At 42.9% G+C, this 22,929-nt stretch carries 32 protein-coding genes, 1 tRNA gene and 2 pseudogenes; 12 read left to right on the plus strand and 23 right to left on the minus strand.

Going from position 1 to position 22,929, the window contains the following annotated elements:
* Nucleotides 1-27 precede the first annotated feature (27 nt).
* Together M3650_RS11465 and M3650_RS32570 are read left to right on the plus strand one after the other, a co-directional pair.
* A pseudogene (locus M3650_RS11465) lies at nucleotides 28-195 on the plus strand (ran-binding protein 10); the annotation flags it as partial.
* A 157-nt stretch (nucleotides 196-352) separates the two neighbouring features.
* Nucleotides 353-460: a putative holin-like toxin gene (locus M3650_RS32570; RefSeq protein WP_369011109.1), complete on the plus strand. Its 108-nt coding sequence runs from the start codon at nucleotides 353-355 to the stop codon at nucleotides 458-460.
* Between the two features lie 172 nt (nucleotides 461-632).
* Here M3650_RS32570 and M3650_RS11470 read toward each other — a convergent pair whose 3' ends face one another.
* Genes M3650_RS11470 through M3650_RS11480 form a run of 3 tightly spaced genes read right to left on the minus strand, consistent with a single transcriptional unit; the run spans nucleotide 633 to nucleotide 2,513 of the window.
* Nucleotides 633-1,280 (minus strand): ABC-2 transporter permease, encoded by a 648-nt coding sequence (locus tag M3650_RS11470; RefSeq protein ID WP_251574808.1) that lies wholly within the window; start codon nucleotides 1,278-1,280, stop codon nucleotides 633-635.
* Between the two features lie 5 nt (nucleotides 1,281-1,285).
* Entirely contained in the window at nucleotides 1,286-2,137 is an 852-nt protein-coding gene (locus M3650_RS11475) for an ABC transporter ATP-binding protein (protein WP_251574810.1), read from the minus strand.
* Nucleotides 2,130-2,513: a GntR family transcriptional regulator gene (locus M3650_RS11480; protein ID WP_251574811.1), complete on the minus strand. Its 384-nt coding sequence runs from the start codon at nucleotides 2,511-2,513 to the stop codon at nucleotides 2,130-2,132. The genes M3650_RS11475 and M3650_RS11480 overlap by 8 nt, the downstream gene beginning before the upstream one ends.
* A 313-nt stretch (nucleotides 2,514-2,826) precedes the next feature.
* On the opposite strand from M3650_RS11480, the gene M3650_RS11485 reads away from it, so the two are divergent.
* Both M3650_RS11485 and M3650_RS32575 read left to right on the plus strand, forming a co-directional pair.
* A complete protein-coding gene (locus tag M3650_RS11485; RefSeq protein WP_251574813.1) occupies nucleotides 2,827-3,279 on the plus strand; it encodes a Kelch repeat-containing protein in 453 nt (150 codons plus the stop codon).
* Entirely contained in the window at nucleotides 3,249-3,470 is a 222-nt protein-coding gene (locus tag M3650_RS32575; protein ID WP_369011110.1) for a Kelch repeat-containing protein, read from the plus strand. The genes M3650_RS11485 and M3650_RS32575 overlap by 31 nt, the downstream gene beginning before the upstream one ends.
* A gap of 17 nt (nucleotides 3,471-3,487) precedes the next feature.
* Here M3650_RS32575 and M3650_RS11490 read toward each other — a convergent pair.
* A protein-coding gene (locus M3650_RS11490) for an IS630 family transposase (RefSeq protein WP_251574815.1) occupies nucleotides 3,488-4,526 on the minus strand; the annotation gives its coding sequence in 2 pieces (ribosomal slippage) (nucleotides 3,488-4,021 and nucleotides 4,023-4,526; 1,038 coding nt in all).
* A gap of 178 nt (nucleotides 4,527-4,704) precedes the next feature.
* Here M3650_RS11490 and M3650_RS32580 point away from each other — a divergent pair.
* Both M3650_RS32580 and M3650_RS11495 read left to right on the plus strand, forming a co-directional pair.
* On the plus strand, nucleotides 4,705-4,848 hold the full coding sequence (locus M3650_RS32580; RefSeq protein WP_369011111.1) for a Kelch repeat-containing protein: 144 nt from the start codon (nucleotides 4,705-4,707) through the stop codon (nucleotides 4,846-4,848).
* Nucleotides 4,808-5,062 (plus strand): Kelch repeat-containing protein, encoded by a 255-nt coding sequence (locus tag M3650_RS11495; RefSeq protein ID WP_251574817.1) that lies wholly within the window; start codon nucleotides 4,808-4,810, stop codon nucleotides 5,060-5,062. Before M3650_RS32580 ends, M3650_RS11495 begins: the two co-directional genes overlap by 41 nt.
* On the opposite strand, the gene M3650_RS11500 is transcribed toward M3650_RS11495, so the two are convergent.
* A complete protein-coding gene (locus M3650_RS11500) occupies nucleotides 5,045-6,403 on the minus strand; it encodes an IS4 family transposase (protein WP_251574819.1) in 1,359 nt (452 codons plus the stop codon). The two genes, M3650_RS11495 and M3650_RS11500, sit on opposite strands and share 18 nt — an antisense overlap.
* Nucleotides 6,404-6,568: 165 nt before the next feature.
* Here M3650_RS11500 and M3650_RS11505 point away from each other — a divergent pair, with 165 nt between their 5' ends.
* Nucleotides 6,569-7,363 carry a bacterial surface protein gene (locus M3650_RS11505; RefSeq protein WP_251574820.1) on the plus strand — a complete coding sequence of 265 codons (795 nt, stop codon included), beginning with the start codon at nucleotides 6,569-6,571 and terminating at the stop codon, nucleotides 7,361-7,363.
* Between the two features lie 138 nt (nucleotides 7,364-7,501).
* Nucleotides 7,502-7,585, plus strand: a complete 84-nt coding sequence (locus M3650_RS32585; RefSeq protein WP_369011118.1) for a putative holin-like toxin — start codon at nucleotides 7,502-7,504, stop codon at nucleotides 7,583-7,585.
* A 1,247-nt stretch (nucleotides 7,586-8,832) separates the two neighbouring features.
* On the opposite strand, the gene M3650_RS11510 is transcribed toward M3650_RS32585, so the two are convergent.
* Complete coding sequence (locus tag M3650_RS11510) at nucleotides 8,833-9,102, minus strand: stalk domain-containing protein (RefSeq protein WP_251574821.1); 270 nt, start codon at nucleotides 9,100-9,102, stop codon at nucleotides 8,833-8,835.
* Between the two features lie 487 nt (nucleotides 9,103-9,589).
* Between M3650_RS11510 and M3650_RS11515 the strand changes: the two genes are divergently transcribed.
* On the plus strand, nucleotides 9,590-9,979 hold the full coding sequence (locus M3650_RS11515) for a hypothetical protein (RefSeq protein ID WP_251574822.1): 390 nt from the start codon (nucleotides 9,590-9,592) through the stop codon (nucleotides 9,977-9,979).
* 166 nt (nucleotides 9,980-10,145) lie between these two features.
* Here M3650_RS11515 and M3650_RS11520 read toward each other — a convergent pair whose 3' ends face one another.
* The 8 genes and pseudogenes from M3650_RS11520 to M3650_RS11555 form a co-directional block, all read right to left on the minus strand.
* The gene (locus tag M3650_RS11520) at nucleotides 10,146-10,259 is read right to left on the minus strand and encodes an S-layer homology domain-containing protein (RefSeq protein WP_251574823.1); all 114 of its coding nucleotides are present in this window, start codon (nucleotides 10,257-10,259) and stop codon (nucleotides 10,146-10,148) included.
* Nucleotides 10,259-10,684: a glucosaminidase domain-containing protein gene (locus M3650_RS11525; protein ID WP_251574826.1), complete on the minus strand. Its 426-nt coding sequence runs from the start codon at nucleotides 10,682-10,684 to the stop codon at nucleotides 10,259-10,261. Before M3650_RS11525 ends, M3650_RS11520 begins: the two co-directional genes overlap by 1 nt.
* Before the next feature lie 117 nt (nucleotides 10,685-10,801).
* Nucleotides 10,802-10,993: an N-acetylmuramoyl-L-alanine amidase gene (locus tag M3650_RS32590; RefSeq protein WP_369011112.1), complete on the minus strand. Its 192-nt coding sequence runs from the start codon at nucleotides 10,991-10,993 to the stop codon at nucleotides 10,802-10,804.
* On the minus strand, nucleotides 10,933-11,430 hold the full coding sequence (locus M3650_RS11535; RefSeq protein ID WP_285848417.1) for an N-acetylmuramoyl-L-alanine amidase family protein: 498 nt from the start codon (nucleotides 11,428-11,430) through the stop codon (nucleotides 10,933-10,935). Before M3650_RS11535 ends, M3650_RS32590 begins: the two co-directional genes overlap by 61 nt.
* Nucleotides 11,430-11,697, minus strand: a pseudogene (locus M3650_RS11540) (phage holin family protein). Before M3650_RS11540 ends, M3650_RS11535 begins: the two are co-directional and overlap by 1 nt.
* A gap of 39 nt (nucleotides 11,698-11,736) precedes the next feature.
* On the minus strand, nucleotides 11,737-12,045 hold the full coding sequence (locus M3650_RS11545; RefSeq protein WP_311295075.1) for a hypothetical protein: 309 nt from the start codon (nucleotides 12,043-12,045) through the stop codon (nucleotides 11,737-11,739).
* A gap of 55 nt (nucleotides 12,046-12,100) precedes the next feature.
* The gene (locus tag M3650_RS11550) at nucleotides 12,101-12,250 is read right to left on the minus strand and encodes a hypothetical protein (protein WP_251574827.1); all 150 of its coding nucleotides are present in this window, start codon (nucleotides 12,248-12,250) and stop codon (nucleotides 12,101-12,103) included.
* 6 nt (nucleotides 12,251-12,256) lie between these two features.
* The gene (locus tag M3650_RS11555; RefSeq protein WP_251574828.1) at nucleotides 12,257-12,406 is read right to left on the minus strand and encodes a hypothetical protein; all 150 of its coding nucleotides are present in this window, start codon (nucleotides 12,404-12,406) and stop codon (nucleotides 12,257-12,259) included.
* A gap of 8 nt (nucleotides 12,407-12,414) precedes the next feature.
* Here M3650_RS11555 and M3650_RS32290 point away from each other — a divergent pair, with 8 nt between their 5' ends.
* Nucleotides 12,415-12,771: an ImmA/IrrE family metallo-endopeptidase gene (locus M3650_RS32290; protein WP_251574829.1), complete on the plus strand. Its 357-nt coding sequence runs from the start codon at nucleotides 12,415-12,417 to the stop codon at nucleotides 12,769-12,771.
* A 150-nt stretch (nucleotides 12,772-12,921) separates the two neighbouring features.
* On the opposite strand, the gene M3650_RS11565 is transcribed toward M3650_RS32290, so the two are convergent.
* The 3 genes from M3650_RS11565 to M3650_RS11575 all read right to left on the minus strand — a co-directional run bounded on the left by M3650_RS11565 (nucleotide 12,922) and on the right by M3650_RS11575 (nucleotide 15,088).
* A tRNA-Thr gene (locus M3650_RS11565) sits at nucleotides 12,922-12,996 on the minus strand.
* A gap of 101 nt (nucleotides 12,997-13,097) precedes the next feature.
* Nucleotides 13,098-14,390: a hydroxylamine reductase gene (gene hcp, locus M3650_RS11570; protein WP_251574832.1), complete on the minus strand. Its 1,293-nt coding sequence runs from the start codon at nucleotides 14,388-14,390 to the stop codon at nucleotides 13,098-13,100.
* A 209-nt stretch (nucleotides 14,391-14,599) separates the two neighbouring features.
* Complete coding sequence (locus tag M3650_RS11575) at nucleotides 14,600-15,088, minus strand: GAF domain-containing protein (RefSeq protein WP_285848418.1); 489 nt, start codon at nucleotides 15,086-15,088, stop codon at nucleotides 14,600-14,602.
* Nucleotides 15,089-15,274: 186 nt separating this feature from the next.
* Between M3650_RS11575 and M3650_RS11580 the strand changes: the two genes are divergently transcribed.
* Both M3650_RS11580 and namA read left to right on the plus strand, forming a co-directional pair.
* Entirely contained in the window at nucleotides 15,275-16,228 is a 954-nt protein-coding gene (locus M3650_RS11580; RefSeq protein ID WP_251574833.1) for an alpha/beta hydrolase, read from the plus strand.
* Nucleotides 16,229-16,350: 122 nt separating this feature from the next.
* A complete protein-coding gene (namA, locus tag M3650_RS11585) occupies nucleotides 16,351-17,361 on the plus strand; it encodes an NADPH dehydrogenase NamA (protein WP_251574835.1) in 1,011 nt (336 codons plus the stop codon).
* A gap of 171 nt (nucleotides 17,362-17,532) precedes the next feature.
* On the opposite strand, the gene M3650_RS11590 is transcribed toward namA, so the two are convergent.
* From M3650_RS11590 to M3650_RS11615, 6 genes are all read right to left on the minus strand, one after another.
* Complete coding sequence (locus M3650_RS11590) at nucleotides 17,533-18,300, minus strand: ABC transporter permease (RefSeq protein ID WP_251574837.1); 768 nt, start codon at nucleotides 18,298-18,300, stop codon at nucleotides 17,533-17,535.
* Nucleotides 18,293-19,189: an ABC transporter ATP-binding protein gene (locus M3650_RS11595; protein WP_251574839.1), complete on the minus strand. Its 897-nt coding sequence runs from the start codon at nucleotides 19,187-19,189 to the stop codon at nucleotides 18,293-18,295. The genes M3650_RS11590 and M3650_RS11595 overlap by 8 nt, the downstream gene beginning before the upstream one ends.
* The gene (locus M3650_RS11600; RefSeq protein WP_251574841.1) at nucleotides 19,186-20,067 is read right to left on the minus strand and encodes a hypothetical protein; all 882 of its coding nucleotides are present in this window, start codon (nucleotides 20,065-20,067) and stop codon (nucleotides 19,186-19,188) included. Before M3650_RS11600 ends, M3650_RS11595 begins: the two co-directional genes overlap by 4 nt.
* 4 nt (nucleotides 20,068-20,071) lie before the next feature.
* A complete protein-coding gene (locus tag M3650_RS11605) occupies nucleotides 20,072-20,683 on the minus strand; it encodes a nitroreductase family protein (RefSeq protein ID WP_251574844.1) in 612 nt (203 codons plus the stop codon).
* A gap of 92 nt (nucleotides 20,684-20,775) precedes the next feature.
* Complete coding sequence (locus M3650_RS11610; RefSeq protein WP_369011113.1) at nucleotides 20,776-21,600, minus strand: lantibiotic dehydratase C-terminal domain-containing protein; 825 nt, start codon at nucleotides 21,598-21,600, stop codon at nucleotides 20,776-20,778.
* A 20-nt stretch (nucleotides 21,601-21,620) separates the two neighbouring features.
* Entirely contained in the window at nucleotides 21,621-22,928 is a 1,308-nt protein-coding gene (locus M3650_RS11615; RefSeq protein WP_251574846.1) for a hypothetical protein, read from the minus strand.
* Between the last annotated feature and the right edge of the window lies 1 nt (nucleotide 22,929).

Below are 22,929 nucleotides of genomic sequence, written 5' to 3' on the forward strand. Positions count from 1 at the left end.
TTTGCTTGCATCATCCATATTAGAAAGGTAAATGCCTTCATCACCTGGCACGAAAATAAACAAGCCGGCGCAGGAACAGCATCCCATGCCATTAACAAACACAACAATAACAAAGGACCGTTCAGCAGTCGCAAAGACTATGTGATTTTCGATAAGATTTTATCGTTTGAAGTAAACGAGTATTCGATAAAGTAGTGCAAAAAAGCCGTGGGAACTATCCTGCGGCTTTTCTCATATGTCTTTTTTAAAGAGATGTTAATCTCCTTCTTAAGTGAAAAATATGGTAAGATAGTTAGGCAATAGAATGGCTTTTTGGGCGGTCGGCTAATCTCCCGGAAGGGAGGTGAAGCCTGTGAGCGTATACGAAGCACTATCCGTTATGTTCCAATTTGGACTTTGGATATTCGCATTATTGACGTTTGTCGTAATGCTGATGATATACATGCACAAAAAGAAATAGACCGCCCTCGCTAAAGGTACGCGGTCTATTCGTGACACCTAATTAAAGCCTGCCGCCCTTAAAAGCGGCTATTGCACTGGAGTCGTGTTCACGCACGGCTCCTTTTCTATTTATATCTTATCATGATGGAAAATATACGTCTACTTTCTTTGGCATCTGTCCCCTACCATAGTTATAAGTTCTTTTTAGAATAAATGCGTATAGATACAGTCATAGATATTAGGCCTATTACCAACGCTAGTAAAAAAGGAAACAACTCTTGAACGATTTTCGGAAAAGGAAGCATCATTTGGAAACTAATATTATTGGCTTGCACTACCTTTATTATGAAGGGAAATACAAACGGTGTTATAAAAATAAAAAACATGAATATATATTTGGATTTTTCATAACCGAAGTAGTATTGAACCGGTATAATTGCCCCAAAAATAATAGATAAGATTAATAATGATAATCCAGATTCCGAAATGCTCAGCATCTCTATCTTTCCCGCAATAAGTAAGGCAGTAATTGTGTATACGATATAACAGCACACAAAAATGGCCAATATAAATAAATACTTTGATTTTACCAATGCCTTGCGTGTATAAGGAGTTGCGCATAGGAGCGCAGAACCTTTGTATTTATATTCTAACATCGATACTGAATTGAACAGCAGATATTGAATATAAAGAGTGCTTAGAAAAAATGGAAAAAAACCTCCGCTTATAAAATCAACTTTGAAGGTCATAAAAATGGGAATCCCAAATGAAGCGATAAGCATCACTTTCATATATCTTTTCGAGAGTAGGAAATCCTTTTTTACAAGATGCAACAACATCTCAATTACCTCCTTACATAGCCCAACATAATATCTTCAATAGTCGGCTTTTCTATTAGCACATTGTTCATTTGCTGCCTTACGGCATGTTTGCTGTTTGTCAATCCTTCAAACCCATAATTGGTTTCGCGCAACGTTAAAAATAATTCTCTTGTTTGGTCATTAAGCGCCATTTTTTCTCCTTTTACTAAGCCATGCGTGTCAAGCAGTACATCCTTTTCCTCACTCAATATGATTCTGCCCTTATCAATTAAAATCAGTACATCAGCTACTTTTTCGAGGTCAGAGGTAATATGGGAAGAAAAGAACACACCTTTTCCGCCATTCCCCATAAAGTCCAATAATATTTCCATCAATTCACTTCGTACCAGTGGATCAAGTCCGCTTGTTGGCTCATCCATAATCAATATGTCGGCATGATGGGAAAGAGCTAATGCTATAGCGTACTTCATGCGCATGCCTTTGGACAATGTAGAGATTTTCTGATTAAGTGGCAACCCAAAGTGTTCCATGTACTTATGAAAAATGGATTCTTCCCAATTTGAATAGGCAGGTGCAATAATGCTTTTCATTTCCGCCAATGTCAATTCTTCATAGAAATATCCCTCATCAAATACGATACCAATATGATTCTTTAGTTCCCGTTCATTCAGGTTCATGTCTTTGCCGAAAAATTCAATGCTTCCCGAATCCTTCAACACCAGCCCAAGGATTGTTTTTATAGTTGTGGTCTTACCGGCCCCATTTAAACCAATGAATCCAGTAATGCAACCTTCTAATAAAGAAAAGCTGACATCCTGCAAGCTAAAGGTGCCCAAATCTTTTTTTAGTCCCTTAACCTCTAAAATCTTATTCATGTTCGCCCTCCTCAAACAGTAAACCCATCATTGAAATCAATTCTTCTTTGCTAATCCCCAGCGAACGGGCCGCATTCCAAGCCTCAGTGAGCTTTACTTCGACCATATGCCGCCTTGATTCCAACAGAAGTTCCAGGTTTTCTTTTGCCACAAATGAGCCTTTGCCCGCTTTGGTTGTAATAAAACCCTCTGACTCAAGCTCGTCGTATACTCTTCGGGTTGTAAGAACGCTCACTCGCAGATCATTGGCTAGTGCCCTGATAGATGGAAGCAGTTCGCCCTCTTTCAATTCACCATAAAGTATCGCATCCTTTATTTGTTCTTTTATCTGCTGATATATAGGTGAATCGGATGTATTGGAAATAATAATTTTCATTTAACCTCCACCAAAATTACAACTGTGTATTTCATACATACACATCATATACAGATATTTCATCACTGTCAATAATACAACATCTGAGTTTATATTCAGGCAGAAAGGGTGCAACTGGACCAAAGCCGGAATGCTGCGCAGTCCTGTCTTTGTGGATTTTGTAGTATGAAGAGGAAGCACAGGAGGTATCCTGCGGTGTTTTTTCATGTGGATACTTTCATTTTTCTATTTATAGGATTTTATGTTTAGACATCCCATTTATAATTATGTAAAGTCGTTCTATAACGATATTACATAGAGAGAGGTTATTACATTGAAAAAGAGAGTATCATTTGCATCTGTAGCCTTTATAGTGTTTGTTACGTTTGTTTGCTCTTCCCAAGCTTTTGCTGAAGAGTCGAGTGAATGGATTAAAAGAAGTGACATACCCGAAGCACGCACCGGGTCAGCTTCTGCGGTAGTTGATGGAAAAATTTATGTGTTCGGAGGTTCTTCCGGTTCAAATGCTGCTTATACAGGAATAAAACACGATAATACATATGAATATGACCCTAGCACCGATACTTGGACAGAGAAAAAAAATATGCTAACAGCCAGATCTGGAGTATCAGCTGCAGTAATAGATAGCAAAATCTATGTTGTCAGAGGATACTTCACTACTGTAGGAAAGTTGACAAGAGCCAACAAAGTAGAAATATACGACCCTAAAACTGATTCTTGGGAAAATAGCCGGATATGCCTACAGCTAGATCGTGGACTTCTGTAGTAGCTGTAGGTAAGCAATTATATGTATTTGGCGGAGGAAACAATTCTAATGTTGCTGTAGATACTACTGAATGCTTTGATACTGAAACGAATACTTGGTCAACAAAGAAAAATATGCCTTACACTGCTAATGCACCTGCTAGCGAAGTTATTGACGGGAAAGTATATCTTATTGGAGGCTATATAAGTTGAACGAAAGAAGATATCAATCAAAGTCTAACGCATAGGCGGTCAATGATGGCATGAGGGTACTTCATGATTTCATCCATAAACTGCCCGACACGCAGACGGATTTCGGAAACGGTGGAATAGAACACATTGTTGATCACACTGGACTTGAGCCATTTCCAGAGTCCTTCCACGATGTTTAACTGCGGGCTATATGGTGGCAGAAACACAAGCTTAAGCCGATTACTCTGTTCTTTCAGAAACGGCTGAAGCAGCTTTGCATGATGAATCCGGGCATTATCTAACACAAGAACAAGTTTCCCCGTCGGATAAGCCGCGAGGATCTTCTGGAGAAAGGCAAGAAAAGTTTCAGCCGTATAGTGTTCGTCTTCTTGCCAAACGATTCGTCCCGTCTCATAGTCAACCGTCGCGAGTAGCTTGACCCCGCGATGCTTGCCCGTGGTTGGAATGATTCGTTGCTTCCCGCGAAGAAACCAGGTTTTCTGAATCGCTTGATAATCCCGAATCATGGATTCATCCTCGAACAGTAAGTGATCGATCTCATGGTTCAGTAACATTTTTCAAATCGGGAAAGGTCGATTCGGCAAACTGGCGTTGCTTCTCTGGATCTGCTGCCGCAAGCGTGTATGTCGGTTTTGTATAGCTGAGTCCTAAGCGTTCCATCACTTTGGAGATGCCTCGGAGCGAGTAGCGGTGACCCCATTCTCGTTCCACATACCTGGCAATGAGTTCAAGCGTCCAGTTGTGCTTGGCTGTAAAGCCGACCTCGTGGGGCACCGAATAGGCGACGGTCTGCGTCAACTGATCCTGTTGTTCCTTGGTTAACCGAGGAGGAGCACCAGATGAATGCTTGAGCCGCAAGGCGACCAATCCGCCGTTTTCGTACGTATGAATGTAACTGCTCACCGTCATTCGATTACGATTCAGAATTTCAGCGATTGCCGTCATGGATGTGCCTTTCAAGTGCAAATAGATGGCTTGATAGCGTTCATACATTCGACGCTCTTTGGCTTGTTTCATGGCTTCTTTTACTTTTTCCAGTTCATTATGCTTATCCATGGCGTTCCCCACTTTGTCCGCTTCTTCTCTGTTTCTTATTCGACAAATGGTTCATTTTTCCTTGCCAAGGGTTGCTAAGAACTTTGATTCAACTTATATAGACTACTCCGTATCTAATAATTCAATCATAATCTATGACCCTCAACAAGATTCCTGGAATTCAATTGAGAGCAAGCTAATGAAAAGAGTTGGCCATAAGACTGTTAAAATCAATGACAAAGTCTACATTTTGGGAGGATATACAGGAGGTAAAATAGGTTTGGGCGAACTCATTTCAACTGTTGAAATTTTTGACCCCAAAAGAAACAATAACCACGCTTAAGGATTTAACTTTCCCAAGAACTGAACACACTTCTGTACAAATGAATGGAAATATATACATTATTGGGGGAGCAGTTTTTGAGAATGATGGGATTCTCAGCACAGTTGAAATGTACTCAGTTGAAAGTCCAGAACCGGAGCCTGAACCTAAACCAGATCAACCTAAAGGTGACCGAGCAATTCTTGTCGTTACTATCTCAACTTTCGCAGCATGAAATCGACAGATATGCCTTGATGTAACTGGGCAGACCGCCGATCCATTGCTGCAGTTGACACTGAATGAGCGATGTGATCCTCTTACTGGCTTTCGTAGCAATATCGGTAATCAAATCAACCATTTGTTGCAGGGCAACCGCCCAATCGATGATGCCAACTTCATCGCAAAGTACATAAAACAGTCCGCCAAAAGACCGCTGATCGGTGCTTTGCCGGTGCTGCCAAGCGAGCAGAATGTAACGTGAAAACACAATCGTCGTATGGCTCACGAGCAAGTCGTACGAGCGGCCCTGAAACTCTTTTTGCAGTCGCAACAGTGACTTGGCGCACTTGAAGAAGACTTCGATCTCCCAGCGCATCCGGTAGATCCGGATGATGTCCTGGGCGGTCAAAGCCAGATCCGTTGAGAGAATGGTAAGCCACTCGTTCTTCTTGGAACGATGACGGACAAACACGACCGTCACCGGGATGCCGGGGGCAAGCTCCGTTCGGATGTGGCGAAGGATATAGCGGTTGTTGCCCTCGACACGCGGCGCAGCAGCATACAGCTTTTTGAGGCACAGTCGCTGCCCGTTCACGAGGTAGCGCTTGTTATCGTTCTTCACCATGCCGATCACTTGCAGTCCAAGGCAAGTGACTTCCTGAATGAGCGGTGCATGCGTAAACCAACTGTCCATGAGGACATACGACGTGGAAACGCCGGCTTGTATGGCACGGTCCAGCATAGTCGAGATCACTTGCGGGGCAGAACAAAAGGCTTCCTGACGGCGCTTGTAGCCATGAGTGCGTTTGTCGATACCTTCCATGATGCCGTTAATACCGGACTTCGCGGAACTGAGCAGCGAAAAGTCCATGGGGATAAACGAATGGCCGTCTGACCAGCCCATCGTCAACATGCGGAATCCCTTATAGAACGCACCCGTCGCATGATCCTTGAAGCGCGCTAGCATCTCGACGGTTTTACTCCGATTACGCTCGAACATGGAGTCATCAAAGATGAATGCCGTCTCACGGCTTTCCGAGGTCAGTTTCTCGATACGCTGCACGGTCTCGCCACTCAGCGACAGTAAGAACCGCCGCCAGGCGTACCCGCCGTGATAGAGAAACCGGTAAACGGCATCTTTGCCGGGAAACCCCTCGCCTTTGTTGCTTTCCAGCAGGCGAAACCAGTTCTTCTGGTGAAACAAAAGAACGAATACGAGGCGAAACAAGCAGGCACAGGTGAAACCAAACTTTTTCTTGACCCCCGCGGCATTTAAGTGTTTGAGCACATTCAGTTCTTGAAAAGCCGGTTTGATTTCTCTTGGCAGTTGATCGAAAGACTGCTTTTGTTCTATCATATAGAGGACACCTCTTCTTTATGGTAGTGATTGTTCGACACTCTCACTTTACCAAACGAAGCGGTGTTTTTCTATTTTCGTCAAGTAGATAATCCAATCGTTCTCAAATCTATGCAGTACGTGCTGTTAAGCTAATTTTGGCTCTGCGAAAGTTGAGTTAATTAAATGAAAAAGTACATAATTCCTATTATATTTTCAATCTTTCTCGCATTGTCATTTTCACAAACTTCCTACGCTTCATATGTTGGCCCTGCTTCCGACGAAGCCGAGGTGGGCTGGGAAAGATATCTGTATGACGAAGTAAATATAACTTACGAAGGCAGTTGGACGGTCTGTCAGGTTTCGCGTTGCACTAAAAACGTTTGGCAAACAAGCGACGCAAAAATAAAGTTTAATTTCGTTGGAGACAAATTCCGGTTTATATCCTACTACTATAGCAACAGTTCAAAGGACATTGATGTTTATATTGATGGAGAAAAAACAGATAACTTTTCATTACATGGGACTAATGACAGCACTCCAAGAATCGCTTACGAGAGTCCAACCCTAGAATCAAGGGAACATTCTGTTGAAATCATTAACAACACAAAAGAATACTTATATATAGTTGGTCTAGATTTTCCTAATGGAAGCAAGTTAAATCCATTTGATCCTGAAGTATCTCCACCTACTAATCCTGAACCTAATCCAGAGCCAAAACCAGAACCAGAACAGCCTAAAGGTGACAGAGCAATACTTGTCGTTACAATGACTACTGGCTTAGAAAAAGAATTCGATCTTAGCATGGAAGAAGTTAATGCCTTCATTACCTGGTACGAAAGTAAACAAGCCGGCTCAGGAACAGCATCCTATGCCATTAACAAACACAACAATAACAAAGGGCCGTTCAGCAGTCGTAAAGACTATGTGATTTTCGATAAGATTTTATCGTTTGAAGTGAATGAGTATACAATCAAGTAGTGCAAAAAGAGCCGTGGGAATTATCCCGCTATCTTCTTTTAAGAACCACTTCTAACGAAGAAAAATATGGTATGATAGTTAGGCAATAGAATGGCTTACAAGGGCGGTCGGTGATCCTTCCGGAAGGGAGGTGATACGATGGAGACATACCAAGCTTTGACGCTGATGATTTCATTTGCGACACTGGTTGTGTTGATCCTTTCATTTCATAAAAAGAAATGAGCCGCCCTTGGAGTAGGTTAACGGCTCATTTATGCTGTTTAACACCAACCGCCCTTAAAAGCGGCTATTGCGTGGGAGTCGTGTTAGCCGCACGGCTCCTTTTATAATTATATGATAGCATTTTGCTTTCTAAACGTAAACTTGAAAAAGATTGTCTTTTTCAAGTACCGTACGAGCTCATCTAAAGCTAGTGCTTTCCCAACGGCTCTTTCGGTGATCGCCGGAAAATCCAGCTTGACAACAGTATACCAAATAAAACCATGGAGCTAAAGTCCTTTAGAAATAAGAAATGGCCGTCCAAGACGGCCCGCTGATAAGGAGGCAAGGAACTCGTCATAGTATGCCCTTGTATTATTGAGGCACCAATACAAGAACCTTAAAACTAAAGAGTCATTTAAATGCCTGAAATAATTCGATTTTATTGGTATTTGTTTTATTTATCTTCCTTAATTTTTAAATTATTGATACAATAGGAATTAATAATATATTTTATAATAATAAACTAAATATTTCTTCTCGAGATAGTCATAATGATAGCAACAAAAATCAAATTATTGAGAGGTGAAAAGGTAGAAGTCATATTCCTGTTTCTATCATTTATGAACTATAAATCAGCGTTAGTTTTTCTTCGAAAGCTGAGTTCATGGTTATAACCTATTTTCTTTACAGCCTTGATCTAACTTTATGGTTAGCAAGTTTATTCCTTGAGTCCGGGCGAATCTGGCATTCAGAAAAACAAAACGCTAACAAATTATAGGAGGTTATTAAGCGCGAAGAAAATTATGGGGCTTTGCTTGGCCATGGTATTGATCTTGTCCTTCTCCTCATCTGCTTTTGCATCAGCGATTTTGATAGACAATTTATCACACCGATCAACATCTGATTTCAAGGATTCTTTCACATTAAACGAGAAAAATGGTAAAACATTGAATGTTCATGTGAAGAATAGACATTCTACAGACCCAGTCTATCTGACTGTAACAGGTTCATCAGAAAAAAAAAATTAGAGCAGGAGAAGAAATAACAGTTCCAGTAGAAGTTAAGGGAAAGGAAAAGAAGATCAACATCAAAGTGACCAACAAGACTGGGCATAGAATGGACCTCTTTATTCATGCAAGACAATTTTAAGACCCTAAGAAAGTTGTCTCTAAATGGGAAACATATGCTGTAAGTAATTAATGATAAATACGACTTTCATTCATTGTTTTGAATGAAAGTCGTATTATTTTACCTACAGACCCCGCAGGTTAGTCCGATATAAGTACCTTCCGTTCCTTTGTATCCCATTTAACTATTGCCACTGCAACCTTCGCAACTGCCCGAACATAAGCATATGCGCTGCCGCCAATCAACTCTCCCGGTACAGTCACGCCATTGATTGATGCCGTTTTGGTCTGCTGGTTCCAACCTACTCGGCAGCCAAGCGCTTCGCCTACCGCTCGGACCGGAGCAAGGACCGTTCCATCGACTAGCGGCCACTCGCCAATCTTTTTACCGTTGACTTCGATTGAAGCCATTTCCGCCGAGGCTCCTGGGGCATCCGCCTTCATCCTCCGCATCTTCGAAAGCTCGTCCACCAGCCGCGAGCCGTATGTCGGAGACGGAGCCCATTTTGTGCCCAGAGACTCCACCGTCCGCGCTGTGCCATGCAGATAGGCAAAGTGCCACGGATCGGGAGTATTGGCCCGCGGATATCCGCCTACACGGTGGTAAACTTCACAACTTTTTAGGTGGCTGGGATATTTGGAAACACTGAATCCGCTCAACCTCGAGAGAAGCTGAGAATACTATCCATAAAAGTACAGGTAATACAAACATATACTTGTATTGATGGAGAAATAATATTAAAATACCTAAAAAATAATTATTTTATATATTAATATCCAAATAGTATTGACAAAATATATTATTATAGGTAGTATCAGGGTGATTCATCATACAGACACATAGCTATTCTACTAAAAAGTGGTGAATTAAAATTATCATTTTTTGGGAGGTAATACTATGTTAAAAGAGCTTTCTGTTTCGATCCTTGCAGCAACTACGTTGTTCTCTGCTGGTTCTGGTGCAGTTCTTGCGGAGCCGCTTCAAGCCTCTACTGTTGAGACAAAAGCAGTAAGTCAAGCCGCACGTTATGAAACCGCCGAGGTTAGGTGGAGCGGCGTAGACGGTGCTGCTTATTATAAAATTGCCATCAGGGATTTAACTACCGACCGACTAATTGTAGAAGTGCGCCAAGATTATGGTAATTATTACAAAACACCTTTCCTGCAAGTTGGTCATAAATTCAGATTTTGGGTTGGTGCATATAATAATAATAATGTATTGCTAGATCATGGCCAAACAGAAGCTTGGGTGTATGGAGGTGAGGATATTTTTGTTCCTATATGGTGAGGATATATTTGTTCCTTTATATGATTAAAAATAATAGGAATTATGTCTTGATTGGCCTCAATCCTCTCAAGGTTTGGTGCTAATAATTCTTTTTTTCAAGGTAAGAGCTGCAGGAATGATCCCGCGGCTCTTATCGTATAACAGGGAGCAGACTCGGCCTAAGCCCTTATTTCCCCATCTGCTTCAACAGCCGATCAATTATCACGGCCATCTCTGCCCGCGTAATTGGTTCATTCGGCGCTAATCCAGTGTTACGGCCGCCCATAATTCCTGCGTCCATCACTCGCCGAATAGATGCTTCTGCCCAGTGGTCAGCATAATCCGTTTGCTTCGGCTGTTTTTCATTGCTTGTACCTCCTTTAAATACTGCACTAATTTGTGTCCATAAGTTGACGATGGGGCCCATTTACCGCCGAGTGCTTCCACCGTCCGCGCCGTACCTTTGAGGTACGAGAAATGACGCGGATCGGGAGTGCTATCCCGTGGATATCCGCTCGCCCCGGCATATAGCGCGAGGTGGTCAAGGTGGGCCGTTATCCCCTCACGCCAATTGGCAAAGCGCTTGTGTGCGGCGGCCTGCGTATCGCCGCCGCCAGCGGTAACCTTCAAGCCGCATGGATTGCAGTACGTGGCGTCAATCCCCGCCGCACTCCGCCCGTCTCTATACAAGTACCCAGTTTCATGTCCGAACTGGACATAGACCACTGCCGGATCTACTCCGCCGCGCTCAGGCGCAAGTAGCCAATATAGATCGGCGAGTGCAACGAATTCAGCGGGAGCATTCTTCGATTTCGCCCATGCTTTGGCCTGCTCGACCGTAGCCTATGCTGGGCCAAGGATGTTGGTCGCTCCGCTCGCTGGCGGCTGCTGTGCTTTCTTCGGCTGCAGCTTCAGATACTTCGCAACCCCGGCCACATGGCCGACAACAATCGCCTCAATCACTTCTGGCCGCTTTAATCTGGCCGCATCAGCAGCCACATCGACGAACAGATTTTCAGTGAGTACGGCCGGCATGAGCGATTCCCGGCAGACATATAGATCCTTCTTCTTCTGCCCCCGGTCCCGGACTCCGAACGGTTTAAGCGGTTCATGATTTCGGCGTGCAGCACGTCTTGAAACGCCGCTGTAGCAGCATCTTTCGTCCCGATGTACGTGAATGATTCAAACCCACCAGCGCCGCCGCCCGCGTTGCAATGGATTGATATAAATAGATGGGCCCCTGCTGCATTCGCTTTGTTGGTTCGCTCTGAAAGGGATAGATAAACATCAGAAGAACGGGAAAGAAGGCATTGGACACCTTCGTAGTCCCGTTCCAATCGCTTCGCCGCTTCTGTTGCGACTTGTAAGGCGATGTTCTTTTCAACGACTCCATTCCCACTGGACCCGGGATCTTTTCCTCCGTGGCCGCCATCCCATAATACCTTTTTCACTTCCTCAATCGCCGCTACCATTACTTTTCACCGCCCTTCTTCGCTTGTTTAACAGCTTGGTGCCCAAACACTGAAAACGCCCCCGCTAGAATGCCCTGTATCAACGCCTCTACGCTCCAACCAAGCATTCCAACAGTAAAACACCACCGCCAGCACAACGACGATGTAAACGATGCTCCAATCGGGCACAGCGGGCGTCTGCTTGAGCATGTACCCAATCACCCAACAAGCGCCGACAACGATAAATAAAGCCGGGTCAATCAGTTCAAAAATCATGTTCCATTCCATCCATTCCATAGTTCAACACTCTCCCATTAAAATAATTTGTTATTCCTCAATCCGATCCAGACGCTTATGCGCCTGCTTCGCCGATTCCTCAACCCGTGTAACGCGCTCTGCCAAAGAATCAAACCGTTGTCCTTGCGTCTTTTGTTCAATCCTCACGTCATCAATCCCGCGCTTGATGTATTCCAAATCAGTGCGTAGGCGGGCGTCGTTCCCGGCTTCAATTGCTGTATCCTGTCTAATTGTGCGAGATCTACCTAGCCAGCCTAAGAAAATACCGGAAATGGCCGCTGCCACGGATATTAGAGCCGTGATCGTCCCTGCATCCATCTCATCACCCCTATAACTCAAATAGCCCCCGGACTCCCGAGGGCATAAAAATAGCGCCTTCCGATTTACGGGGCGCTTACTCTGTTGTTCCGTTGATCACTTCGCCAACAACATCCTTAAGATTATAAAGCTTGGGTACTTGCTCGTATTTGTATGTGCCCACCATGACCAATCCAACCCAAACTTTTACCAATCCGCTGTCCCTCGTAAATACCATTTCGATCATCCTCTCTTATTGTTGTGGCGTTTCTATCAATATTGTAAGTTCAGCAACTGATTGTTTCAGCTCGTCAACCTCTTCACTTAGTGGCTTCCCCTCACTCAGCGGTTCTGGTGATGCAACATAGTCGTAATAAAGCTCTTTATTTTCGATCAACACCATAAGTAACGGTGTCAGGCTATCAATTGACTCGTATTGAGGAATTTCAAGAAGAGCTTTACAACAAAATTGGCGTTACGGAACCTTCACAACTCACGATCGAGGATATTTCTTTTCGTATGAACGTTTGGATATATTATGGAAGTTTCAGAAGCGAAGCGTTAGAAGTGAAGTCAGGAATGTACACTATGAACATTGATTCGCGTCTCGAACCCACTCAGCAATGGTTAGACTTCCTGCACGAGCTATGTCACTTATTGAGGCATGCTGGCGATCAAAGTACTATGCCCGAACAGTTCACCCAGGCGCAGGAAGACGAGGCCGATGCATTCGCATTGTATGCCTCGATGCCGTTTGGTGCTGCGTAACGTCGGTGATTCGATAACCGGACACCAAATCGACAGAGAAAATCCGCTTTATCTGGATAAAGGGTAGATGATCGGTAGATGAAGCCCCTAAAAAGGGAAAAAGCGCGGCCCCCGAATCCCCCGGAAGCCGCGCCGTTATCGACATGTAAGTGGTGCTGGTGAAGGGAATTGAACCCCCGACCTACGCATTACGAGTGCGTTGCTCTACCCCTGAGCTACACCAGCAGTTTAACAATGAAAAAATTATATATAATTTTGCGAGAAGATGCAATACCCAGCTCGTATTTTCTATATTTTGCATAACGATAATGCGTATCTACTTCAATCTATGCAAGCCGGAGCATTTCCTTCATATCCTCCTGCGCATTGCCAATGAGCTTCAAGCCGAACAGTTCGGTTAGCACGTTCATTACGCCCTCAGAAATAAATTCCGGCGGCTTCGGCCCGATGCGGATATCACGGATGCCCAAGCTGAACAGGCCGAGTAAGATGGCGACAGCCTTCTGCTCGAACCATGACAGCACAATCGACACCGGCAGCTCATTCACGCTGCAGCCGAATGCGTCTGCGAGCGCTTGAGCGATCTTGACGGTGGAACCGGAATTGTTGCATTGGCCCAGATCGATGTACCGGGGAATGCCCGTATCCGCGACCGTTCCATATTCCACATCGTTGAAGCGGAATTTGCCGCAGGAAGTCGTGAGAATAACGGTATCGTTCGGTAAGGACGTCGCCAATTCGCGGTAATATTCGCCGCCTTTGCCCGGCGCATCGCAGCCTGCGATGACGAAGAAATGCTTGATCTTCCCATCCTTGACCGCCTGGATAATTTCCGGCGCAAGCCCGAGCACCGTCTCGTGATGATACCCCGTCGTCAAGGTTTGTACGCTGTCCACGTCCGCCGCAGGCAGCGCAAGCGCCCGCTCGATGAGCGGCGTGAAGTCGTCGTTTACGATTTTGGCCACTCCCTCGAGCCCGGCCACCTCATAGGAGAAGAACCGATCGGCATACGTGCCTTTGATCGGCATGACACAATTGGTTGTAGCCAAAATAGCGCCCGGATATTGCTCGAACAGACGGCGTTGATCGTACCACGCTTTACCGATGTTGCCCTTCAAATGCGGATATTTTTTCAACGCTGGGTACCCGTGTGCCGGGAGCATCTCAGAATGAGTGTAAATGTTGATGCCTCTGCCCTCCGTCTGCTTCAGCAGTTCCTCCAGCGCATACAAGTTATGTCCCGTCACGACGATAGACTTGCCCTCAAGCTTGTTCTGTGGGACGGTAACCGGTTCAGGAATGCCGAAATGCCCGGTGTGAGCCCGGTCCAGCACATCCATGATGCGTATGGCTGCGCCTCCTACCTTCATCGCCATATCGAGATGCTCCTGCACATTGAAGTTGGAGTTGGTCAACGTCATATAGAGCGCTTCATGCGTAATCCCGTCAACCTCCTCATCGATATAGCCAAGCTGTCGCGCATGCGTCGCGTAAGCCGCGATGCCTTTCAAAGCAAACACAATCGTATCCTGAAGACTTGCAATCGTTTCATCCTTGCCGCACACTCCGACGACCTTGCAGCCGCCCGTAGGCGTCTGTTCGCATTGATGACAGAACATTCGCGCTTCCCCCTGTCAAAATGGATTTCTGACTCCAACATACTAAATATGGAAGTCCCGTCGTGTGAGCACGATCACAAAAAGGATGAACAATTTAGCACAGAATCCCCGGCTTTTCTGTACAGGCACACCGTTACTCTTATTTTTGAACAGTCAGTCCTCCAATTCGAATGCGGCTGCTCCATTGAACCCGATATTCCTTCTCCAAGCTACTCCGATTCCGACATAATTGCTGCGACCATCTTCTCTAACGCTGCCTGATCGTCTTCGTTGAATCGCTCTGTCAGCGGGCTGTCAATATCAAGCACGCCGACCAGCTTGCCATCCTTCACCATTGGGACGACGATTTCGGAACGAGAAGCCGCATCACATGCAATGTGGCCTGCAAAAGCATGCACGTCGGGAACAATGAGCGTGCGCTGTTCCTTGGCCGCCGTGCCGCAGACACCGCGCCCAAGCGGAATGCGCACACACGCAGGCATACCTTGAAAGGGTCCGAGCACAAGTTCACCTTTTGCCACGTCCATCAGATAGAACCCTGCCCAATTAATATTCTTCAAGCCTTGCCAGAGCAAAGCCGATGCGTTCGCCAAGTTCGCAATGAGATTCGGTTCCCCATCAATCAATGCGGATAATTGCTGTGTTATTACCGGATAGTCCTTTTCTCTGCTCCCAGTATACATTGTTGGTGCAAACATGTGTCCAACGCCTCCTCACTGCTTGTCATGCTGTTCCATAGATAGATTATAGACGTATCATATCACAAGAGATGCCACCGGCGAATAGCAGACCCGCACGGAGATGACACAAAACTATCCATAGCTTTATCGATATGTCCCTCACTATAATGAAAGTAATAGGAGCAAGGACAGGAGGCATCTCTCATGTTAACGAACACGTTTACGTTTACCGATCCACAGCGTGTCCATGTGTATGTGTATTGCTGGACGCCAGTGAATGCGAATGAAGCGAAGGGAGTCGTGCAGATTGCGCACGGCATGACGGAAACGGCGCGACGCTACGAACAATTCGCCGAAGCGCTCACTTCTGCTGGATATATCGTATACGCCAACGACCATCGAGGTCATGGGAAGACTGCGGCTTGCGAAGAAGATTTAGGCTATGTCGGCGAAGACGGCTTCAACTGGATGGTGCGCAACATGGTTCAACTGACTGAAATAATTCAAAAAAACCATGAGCAGCTGCCAATCTACTTATTTGCCCACAGCATGGGCTCTTTTCTCGCGCAACAATACATATCGGAGCATGCAAGTCATATCAACGGCGTCATTCTATGCGGCAGCAACGGGCCACGCGGCCCAGAACTATTGGCAGGCGTCGGGGTGGCTAATCTGCTATCCGGCGTACGCGGCTCACGCCACCGCAGTTCATTTATCGACAAGATGGCCTTTGGAGCCTATAACCGCAAGTTCAACCCTAGCCGCACACCATATGACTGGCTAAGCCGGGACGAAAAAGAAGTCGATAAATATATTGCCGATCCGCATTGCGGCTTCTTAAGCACGGTCGGCTTCTATCGGGACTTCTTCAAGCTGCTGCGACATATACATCGACCGGAAACGATGGAGCGAATTCCAAAGGGACTGCCTATCTTCCTCATAGCAGGAGATGCCGATCCAGTAGGCATGTACGGCAAAGGTGTGCGCAATCTGGCGGACCTCTATCGCCGCATCAATCTGAAGCACGTCGAATGCACACTATACCCGGACGCGCGCCATGAATTGCTAAACGAGACAAACCGCGAAGAAGTAACGGCAGACTGCATCGATTGGCTGGACCGTGTCGTACAAAACCACGGACAGCAGCAGCTCGAATAACTGCATCGTAAAGCATAAACAGCAAAAACGCAGTGCATACAGCTGTCCTATTTGTTTCATGCATACATGCAGGGGTATAATGGGATTGGAACAATAACCATGAACATATGGAGGGATTTTCCATGCCCCGTTTATTTGAACCATTAACTTTACGCGGTATGACGATACCGAATCGAATTGTGATGTCACCAATGTGTATGTACGCTTGCGCCGAAGAGGACGGCAAGGTGAACGATTGGCATCTCGTTCACTATACGTCCCGGGCAGTCGGTCAAGTCGGACTGATTATGGTAGAAGCGACAGCCGTCACACCGGAGGGACGCATCAGTGCGCAGGATTTGGGCATATGGAGCGACGAGCATGTCGAGGGACTGCGTCGATTGACCGACATGGTTCATGCCCATGGCAGCAGAATCGGCATTCAACTCGCCCACGCAGGACGCAAGGCGACCGTGCCGGGCTTAATTGCGCCTTCTGCCATTCCGTTCAGCGAGGATTATGCACTGCCGGAAGAAATGACACAGGAGGATATACGGCGGACGATTAAAGCATTTGCGGATGCGGCGCGGCGCGCCGAGGAAGCCGGATTCGACATCATCGAGATTCATGGCGCGCACGGGTATTTGATTAATCAGTTCCTGTCCCCGCTCACGAATCAACGGATGGACGGTTATGGCGGCAATGCAGAAGGCCGATACCGCTTCTTAAGCGAAATTATTGATACGATACGCGTAACATGGAACAAGCCGCTCTTCGTGCGAATTTCCGCGAATGAGTATGCAGACGGCGGCAACGCCCTTGAGGCATACATCGACTATGCTCGACGCATGAAGGATCAGGGCGTCGACTTAATCGATTGCAGTTCTGGCGCAGTCGTTCCGCATCCAATCGACGTATTCCCAGGGTACCAGATTCCGTATGCGCATGCCATTCGCCAATCGGCGGGTATTGCCACAGGTGCCGTCGGGCTCATTACTGAGCCTGCACAGGCCGAAGAGATCGTGCATAACGATCGGGCGGATCTCGTGTTCCTCGGACGCGAGCTGCTTCGCAATCCGTATTGGCCGCGACACGCCGCTCAGGTTCTGCGGGCCAAGCTTGCAGCTCCGAAATCGTATCAACGCAGTTGGTAAGCAGCCGCTGCTATTAAAGTGATGAACTACATGCATTGCGCGTTAAATTATGCTGTCAAAGACGAAGGGCGGCCAATGGCCGCCCTCAAAATATCGGGAAACCCGTGTCTCTTTGCCCACAAGGTTAAAATCTCCCATTGTTCTTCATTTTTTTATAAGGATTGCTGAACTTTATTGATATTGTAATTTTTCTCGTTTTTTTGAAATAAACATTCCAATTGCGATCAAACCTATTGATACAAATGATAAAATCATAACTTCTTGTGAGTAATTCAAAATGCTTTGTCCATCCGCCCATATTCCCCTCATAGCTACCAAACCATAAATAATCGGATTAACAATATACACGATTTCCTTTATGAAAACAGGGAACATTTCAGGAGGAAACGTTAACCCGCCTAAAAATATTTGGATGTAGAAGATAATGAGTGATACCGATTGATAGGTAGTACTTTTATTAATAAGTGAAGCCATAAAAATAACAATTGCAAATTGATAAAGATTAATGAGCAGCATCATGAATATAACAGAGAGGAGGTTTCCGTAAGGAACCGTCACGCCTTTTGTTACGACCGCAAATATGATTAAAAACAAGGTTGCGATTATTTGAAAAATGAGAGTAGCCAAAAAAATACCAAATGAAATGCTAAATGTATTTAAACCGAGTAATTTATACTTCAACAAATTGCCTTGTTCTTTGTATAACATATAATACTGTCCATAGATTACAATGACTGCATTGATGATGATAATGGGTATAAATGCCGGCACCAAGTAGTCTACTATCGTTTTCCCCGTTTCTGGAACTTCTAATTCCGCTAGCATATTACTAAAAATAAAGAACATGACAACAGGTAATAAGAAGCCTACAATTGTACTTTTAAAGCTTCTTAGCAGCAAGCTAGTCTGGAATTTGGAAAATATATATAATTTACGCATCTTTTATCTCCCCTTTCTCAGTCATCCTATACCCAAGTATTTTCAGAAAAGCATCTTCAAAGGAAAAACGGTTGATATTTATATCGTATCCACCCTTTTGTGAAATCTCGTTGAAGATCTGTGATTCATCTTTAGAATTGTATTCAACGATATATTTACCTTTATCATCTATCCAGTATGGGAAGGTAAAATCCTCTTTATTTTCATCAGAACCCTTATAACCAAAACTTATTTTCTTTCGGTCTCCAAAAGAATTTTCAATAATCTCTTCCACGCTTCCGGATACGGACTCTTTCCCTTTTTCTAAAATAATGACATTGTCGGCGAGATATTCTACTTCATCTAAAAAGTGACTCGTTAATAGGAGCGTTATTCCTTTCTCCTTATTTATGTCTTTTAATAAATTCCAAGTTTTCCTTCTTGCCATGACATCCAAGCCAGTGGTCAACTCATCGAAGATAATCACTTTGGGTTCATTAATTAATGTCAACAAAATGGACAGCTTTTGTTTTTGTCCTCCAGATAGCTTATTTACATAGGACTTGCTATGCTCTTCAAGATCGAATTGTTTTAATAACTCCTTAATATTTACTTTACTATTCAGTATGTCTTTGTATAATTTGCAAATATCCATGACTCTTACGCCTTCTTCAAAGACAGACGTTTGCATTTGCAAACTGATATTTTGATACAAATTAGCCTGGTCAAATGAATAGGTAATGTCACCCTCGTACTTCATTAAATCCATAATACATTTGATTAAAGTCGTTTTTCCGGCGCCATTATGACCTAATATCGCATATATTTCACCCTCATTCACATGTAAATTGATATTATCCAAAGCTAATTTGTCTCCGTATTTTTTACTTACAGATGTAACAGTAATCAATTTTCATTCCTCCCTATCCCGTCCTCAATCTGCTTCATGCATGTAGAACACGAAATACCTTTATAGACATTGGTGACTTCAATATTTAAATGAGGGTGTACCAATGTGAAATACTTTTTTATTGGCAAACCAACGTCTTTATAAAGGCCTATAAACAAATCACTTTTCAAATAGTAAATCGAATTTACTAAAATATTGTAAATAAATGTCCGGTAGTACGCAGGAAAATAATTAGCGCCATTATCAGTGGGCTCAGTGTGAATATTCAGATAGCAATCCATACATGCTGTTATCTCTGGAATCAAGATTGGACCTGCTTGTAATTTATCCAAGGAATATAATAAATAGATATGGTTCCTTTGACAGGAAATCGCACTTGCATACTTATCGTCTAACAATATAATTTTTCTTTCATCATTTATTGGCTCAGCATTAATATCCTGAACCGTTTTTCTCTGAATGTTTGTAATCCCCTCCGCATGGAAGAAATCAATCATTTCAAGGTTTGAATGATCGATCCATACGATTTCGTGCGAATCAAAATGATCTAAATAATACTTTAACGCTTCTCTGGCTACTCCAGAGTATAAGGCTGTATGTAGTACCGATCTAACATTGATGATCCGATTCAGGTCGCTTTTATTTTTAACGACTTCAAAGGCATGTTTCGTGTTTTTGAAAATATTCACAACTATTTTTTCCTCTATGGTATCCATATTACGCTCAATATAGATACCATTTTCCAACATTTCCTTGAGTTTAGCTGCATGAATGCTTTGTTTAATATCAATGAAAATGTGATTGTCATCGATGATATGTGTAAGAGTTAGCCTCTCATTGAACTCGATATAATAAGAAGGTTTGAGTATTAGATACATTCGATTACCCCACTGCCATTACATAATGCAAATCGTATCTCTCATCCACAACGGATTTAAACACACTTTCTACGAAGCCGCCAATACAAACAGAATTGAATTTTCTGTGCTCACAATAAAGCGATATATTTTGAGCGATGTGTCCGATTTCTTGACATAACAATCGGTAAGATAATTCACCATATTTCTCTTCTAACAGCTGATAATCGCTAGTGAAATATAGTTTTAACGGGAATTTTTTTAAATCTTTGTCTAAAATAACATTGTTTATGATTTTTGATTGATCTAGTTTATATTCTTCTAAGGTGTGCATATAAGGATTATATCTATAGACATAATCGTACTCTGGGGTATTAATGGAGATAAACAATGTGCAAGGGTATAGAGCTCCTGGTGAAGGGTAACTAAATAGGTTATTATCATGATCAGTAATTCCAGCACAAAATTTCAATAACTTCGCTATAAATACGACATCAATTGAGTTTTCACTCACAAACCTTCTTGTCCTTCTTTTTTCTAATAATCTTTCAAACTCGGTTTCTGCTGTAAAAGAGGGTAACGCAATTCCAGCTTTAATTTCCCACGATTTAGTACTTCTTAAGTTTTTCAGATTCACGGAACTGAATTCTTTCGTACTATTGGAATTATTGTGATAGAATCTCCTCAGTAAACTTCTGTCACTTTCTAGATCCCATAAATATTCCTTTCCTATGTGAATACCTCCTTCTTACCTATAGAATGATAAATGAAATCTGATATCTCATATTCAAATTCAGGATGAATACCTAATCTGTTGTTGGTCATGTGTATATGTGAAGCAATTAATGAAAAATCATCCTTGTCGTAAATCTTCTCTCTCAACGTCAGGAAATAGTTATAATATATCGTTTGTTCCGAGAAATCATAATTCGATAAATACGCTAACCTTTTTGTGAAAACGGGATGATGTAATGGAACTATTTTTTGTCCCGCAGTATAACCCGCCCATATTTCCGAGTAATTCTTATATGCCTCATCTGTATAATTAAATAACTTGAAAGTTAAATAAATCAAATCCAGTCCAACAACAATCCTTTTCTGAAAATTCAATGTATTGATGGAACAAGTAAGTTTGCTGCTCTCCATAAAAATACACTCCGATTGATCGATATGTGCTTCCCCGCCATATCGATCATATTCCGGTATATAGGCGATTTCTTGCACAGACCCATGTTCACACCAATAGACATCTTCAATATTTTCATTTTGCAGCATGGAGTCCTTATAAAAAGAATGGTAATCAATAAGCGCTATGTCATTTCCGCGGATAAATTCAGTAATTGACTCTTGAAAATTCCCTTTTACGATCGCATAATCATCTGCATGATTACAAGAAAATCGGAATCTAATATGAGGCCCGCCTAACCAGTATCTTATATAAAAAAATTGTTTAATATAGGTATTGTTGTTCTGTAAAAAAACATTGAAATGATTGGAAATATATTTGTCCAACGAGTTAAAATCGTGGATAAATCCATGCAGCGAGTACCACATTCCTTCACAACCTTTAACATTTAGATGTCAAAACTAATTTGTTTTGCAGGGGAATTACATAAAACCCCTATGTAATTCACTTCATATTCATCATTTAGCGATAATATGCGCTTAATATAGGCATCATTATGATTTTTCATAGGTCGAAAGGAATAGCCTGCACTGGAAGCATAGATTGCTGTTATTTGCATTATTTCTCCACATGTTATAAGCAAATTACGCAGCCCTGTTTGGTAAATGGAATCTGTCTTGGAATAACAAATCAACACTACTTTGTATGTTTTTAGATCGAAAAATCGATGATCATCAAACATAATGTGTGAAAAGTCACCGGCAATAATGGAGGTTTCTCCATTACTGCCGTATAATCTCAAAAAATTTTCATTCTCTCTAACTAAGAAGCTGTACTCAATATAGGGTGAACTTAATATTCTTTCTGATTCTTTCAGTAGTTTCATTGCATGTTCGACTTGGAAATTAGTAAAGCTTTCATCTAAGTTAAAGTTTCCAACCATCGTATGGGCTGAGTTCCGATTTACTTTCTCACTAACCGGTAAAAATTCGATATCTTTATGATCCATATATCTTTTCTTGTGAGTACTTTCATTCGCATACTCTTTTAATAAAGCCTTTACATACTTTGTTGGTGCTAACTCATCAAAGTTCTTTTGCAATCTTACATCAAGATTCTTGCCTGTTCTGTTCGAGATATCCTCATTATTCAGAACAACAGGTGCATCTAACTCAAGCATAAAAGAGATAAAATAAGTACTCCGATCAAGCGGGAGTTTATCCAAAATATCTTTAGAATTGATATGTGAATATTGATAATAATCGACGGATAAACGACCCAGCACATGTTTGATATTATATAAAACGTGGCCAGCATCCAAGTTGGAAATATATAGACAAAATTCACTATAAAACCTGGAAAGGTTCAATACATCGTTTAAGCCTACAATAAATATTTTATTCTCATCATCCTTGTTACATGTAATATCCCCAGAAATCCATATCAGTTCATCTTCATAAATGCTATATAGATAGGCATTCTCATTGGATATGATCAGAATATTACAGGAATGCATACTCCTTACGGATGGAGAATTATTGTGATCCTGATATCTGCTCAATACATCATATCTTCGAATTCTAACCGTATTATCTATAATAGAATCGATCAGTGGGTTACTTTTCAAAAAATCAGCAGCCTTATGATTAGCCTTATTTATATATTCTTTCCGAAAGGGTGTTAGAATGGTTAGATAATTATTCTCAGTGTTTTTGTAGCGGTTGCTAGAGTAATTTGTATAATATTCTATTTCCATG

Source organism: Paenibacillus sp. MER TA 81-3 (assembly GCF_023713585.1).
Taxonomy (GTDB): domain Bacteria; phylum Bacillota; class Bacilli; order Paenibacillales; family Paenibacillaceae; genus Paenibacillus_B; species Paenibacillus_B profundus.

Coding starts and splice junctions, on each gene's coding strand:
- M3650_RS11470 (WP_251574808.1), bottom strand. CDS start 1,280: ATGTTGTTGCATCTTGTAAAAAAGGATTTCCTACTCTCGAAAAGATAT.
- M3650_RS11475 (WP_251574810.1), bottom strand. CDS start 2,137: ATGAATAAGATTTTAGAGGTTAAGGGACTAAAAAAAGATTTGGGCACC.
- M3650_RS11480 (WP_251574811.1), bottom strand. CDS start 2,513: ATGAAAATTATTATTTCCAATACATCCGATTCACCTATATATCAGCAG.
- M3650_RS32575 (WP_369011110.1), top strand. CDS start 3,249: ATGCCTACAGCTAGATCGTGGACTTCTGTAGTAGCTGTAGGTAAGCAA.
- M3650_RS32580 (WP_369011111.1), top strand. CDS start 4,705: ATGAAAAGAGTTGGCCATAAGACTGTTAAAATCAATGACAAAGTCTAC.
- M3650_RS11500 (WP_251574819.1), bottom strand. CDS start 6,403: ATGATAGAACAAAAGCAGTCTTTCGATCAACTGCCAAGAGAAATCAAA.
- M3650_RS11505 (WP_251574820.1), top strand. CDS start 6,569: ATGAAAAAGTACATAATTCCTATTATATTTTCAATCTTTCTCGCATTG.
- M3650_RS32585 (WP_369011118.1), top strand. CDS start 7,502: ATGGAGACATACCAAGCTTTGACGCTGATGATTTCATTTGCGACACTG.
- M3650_RS11510 (WP_251574821.1), bottom strand. CDS start 9,102: ATGGCTTCAATCGAAGTCAACGGTAAAAAGATTGGCGAGTGGCCGCTA.
- M3650_RS11515 (WP_251574822.1), top strand. CDS start 9,590: ATGTTAAAAGAGCTTTCTGTTTCGATCCTTGCAGCAACTACGTTGTTC.
- M3650_RS11520 (WP_251574823.1), bottom strand. CDS start 10,259: ATGGACGCAGGAATTATGGGCGGCCGTAACACTGGATTAGCGCCGAAT.
- M3650_RS32590 (WP_369011112.1), bottom strand. CDS start 10,993: ATGCCGGCCGTACTCACTGAAAATCTGTTCGTCGATGTGGCTGCTGAT.
- M3650_RS11535 (WP_285848417.1), bottom strand. CDS start 11,430: ATGGTAGCGGCGATTGAGGAAGTGAAAAAGGTATTATGGGATGGCGGC.
- M3650_RS11550 (WP_251574827.1), bottom strand. CDS start 12,250: ATGATCGAAATGGTATTTACGAGGGACAGCGGATTGGTAAAAGTTTGG.
- M3650_RS11555 (WP_251574828.1), bottom strand. CDS start 12,406: ATGGTGTTGATCGAAAATAAAGAGCTTTATTACGACTATGTTGCATCA.
- hcp (WP_251574832.1), bottom strand. CDS start 14,390: ATGTTCTGTCATCAATGCGAACAGACGCCTACGGGCGGCTGCAAGGTC.
- M3650_RS11575 (WP_285848418.1), bottom strand. CDS start 15,088: ATGTTTGCACCAACAATGTATACTGGGAGCAGAGAAAAGGACTATCCG.
- M3650_RS11580 (WP_251574833.1), top strand. CDS start 15,275: ATGTTAACGAACACGTTTACGTTTACCGATCCACAGCGTGTCCATGTG.
- namA (WP_251574835.1), top strand. CDS start 16,351: ATGCCCCGTTTATTTGAACCATTAACTTTACGCGGTATGACGATACCG.
- M3650_RS11590 (WP_251574837.1), bottom strand. CDS start 18,300: ATGCGTAAATTATATATATTTTCCAAATTCCAGACTAGCTTGCTGCTA.
- M3650_RS11600 (WP_251574841.1), bottom strand. CDS start 20,067: ATGTATCTAATACTCAAACCTTCTTATTATATCGAGTTCAATGAGAGG.
- M3650_RS11610 (WP_369011113.1), bottom strand. CDS start 21,600: ATGTGGTACTCGCTGCATGGATTTATCCACGATTTTAACTCGTTGGAC.
- M3650_RS11615 (WP_251574846.1), bottom strand. CDS start 22,928: ATGGAAATAGAATATTATACAAATTACTCTAGCAACCGCTACAAAAAC.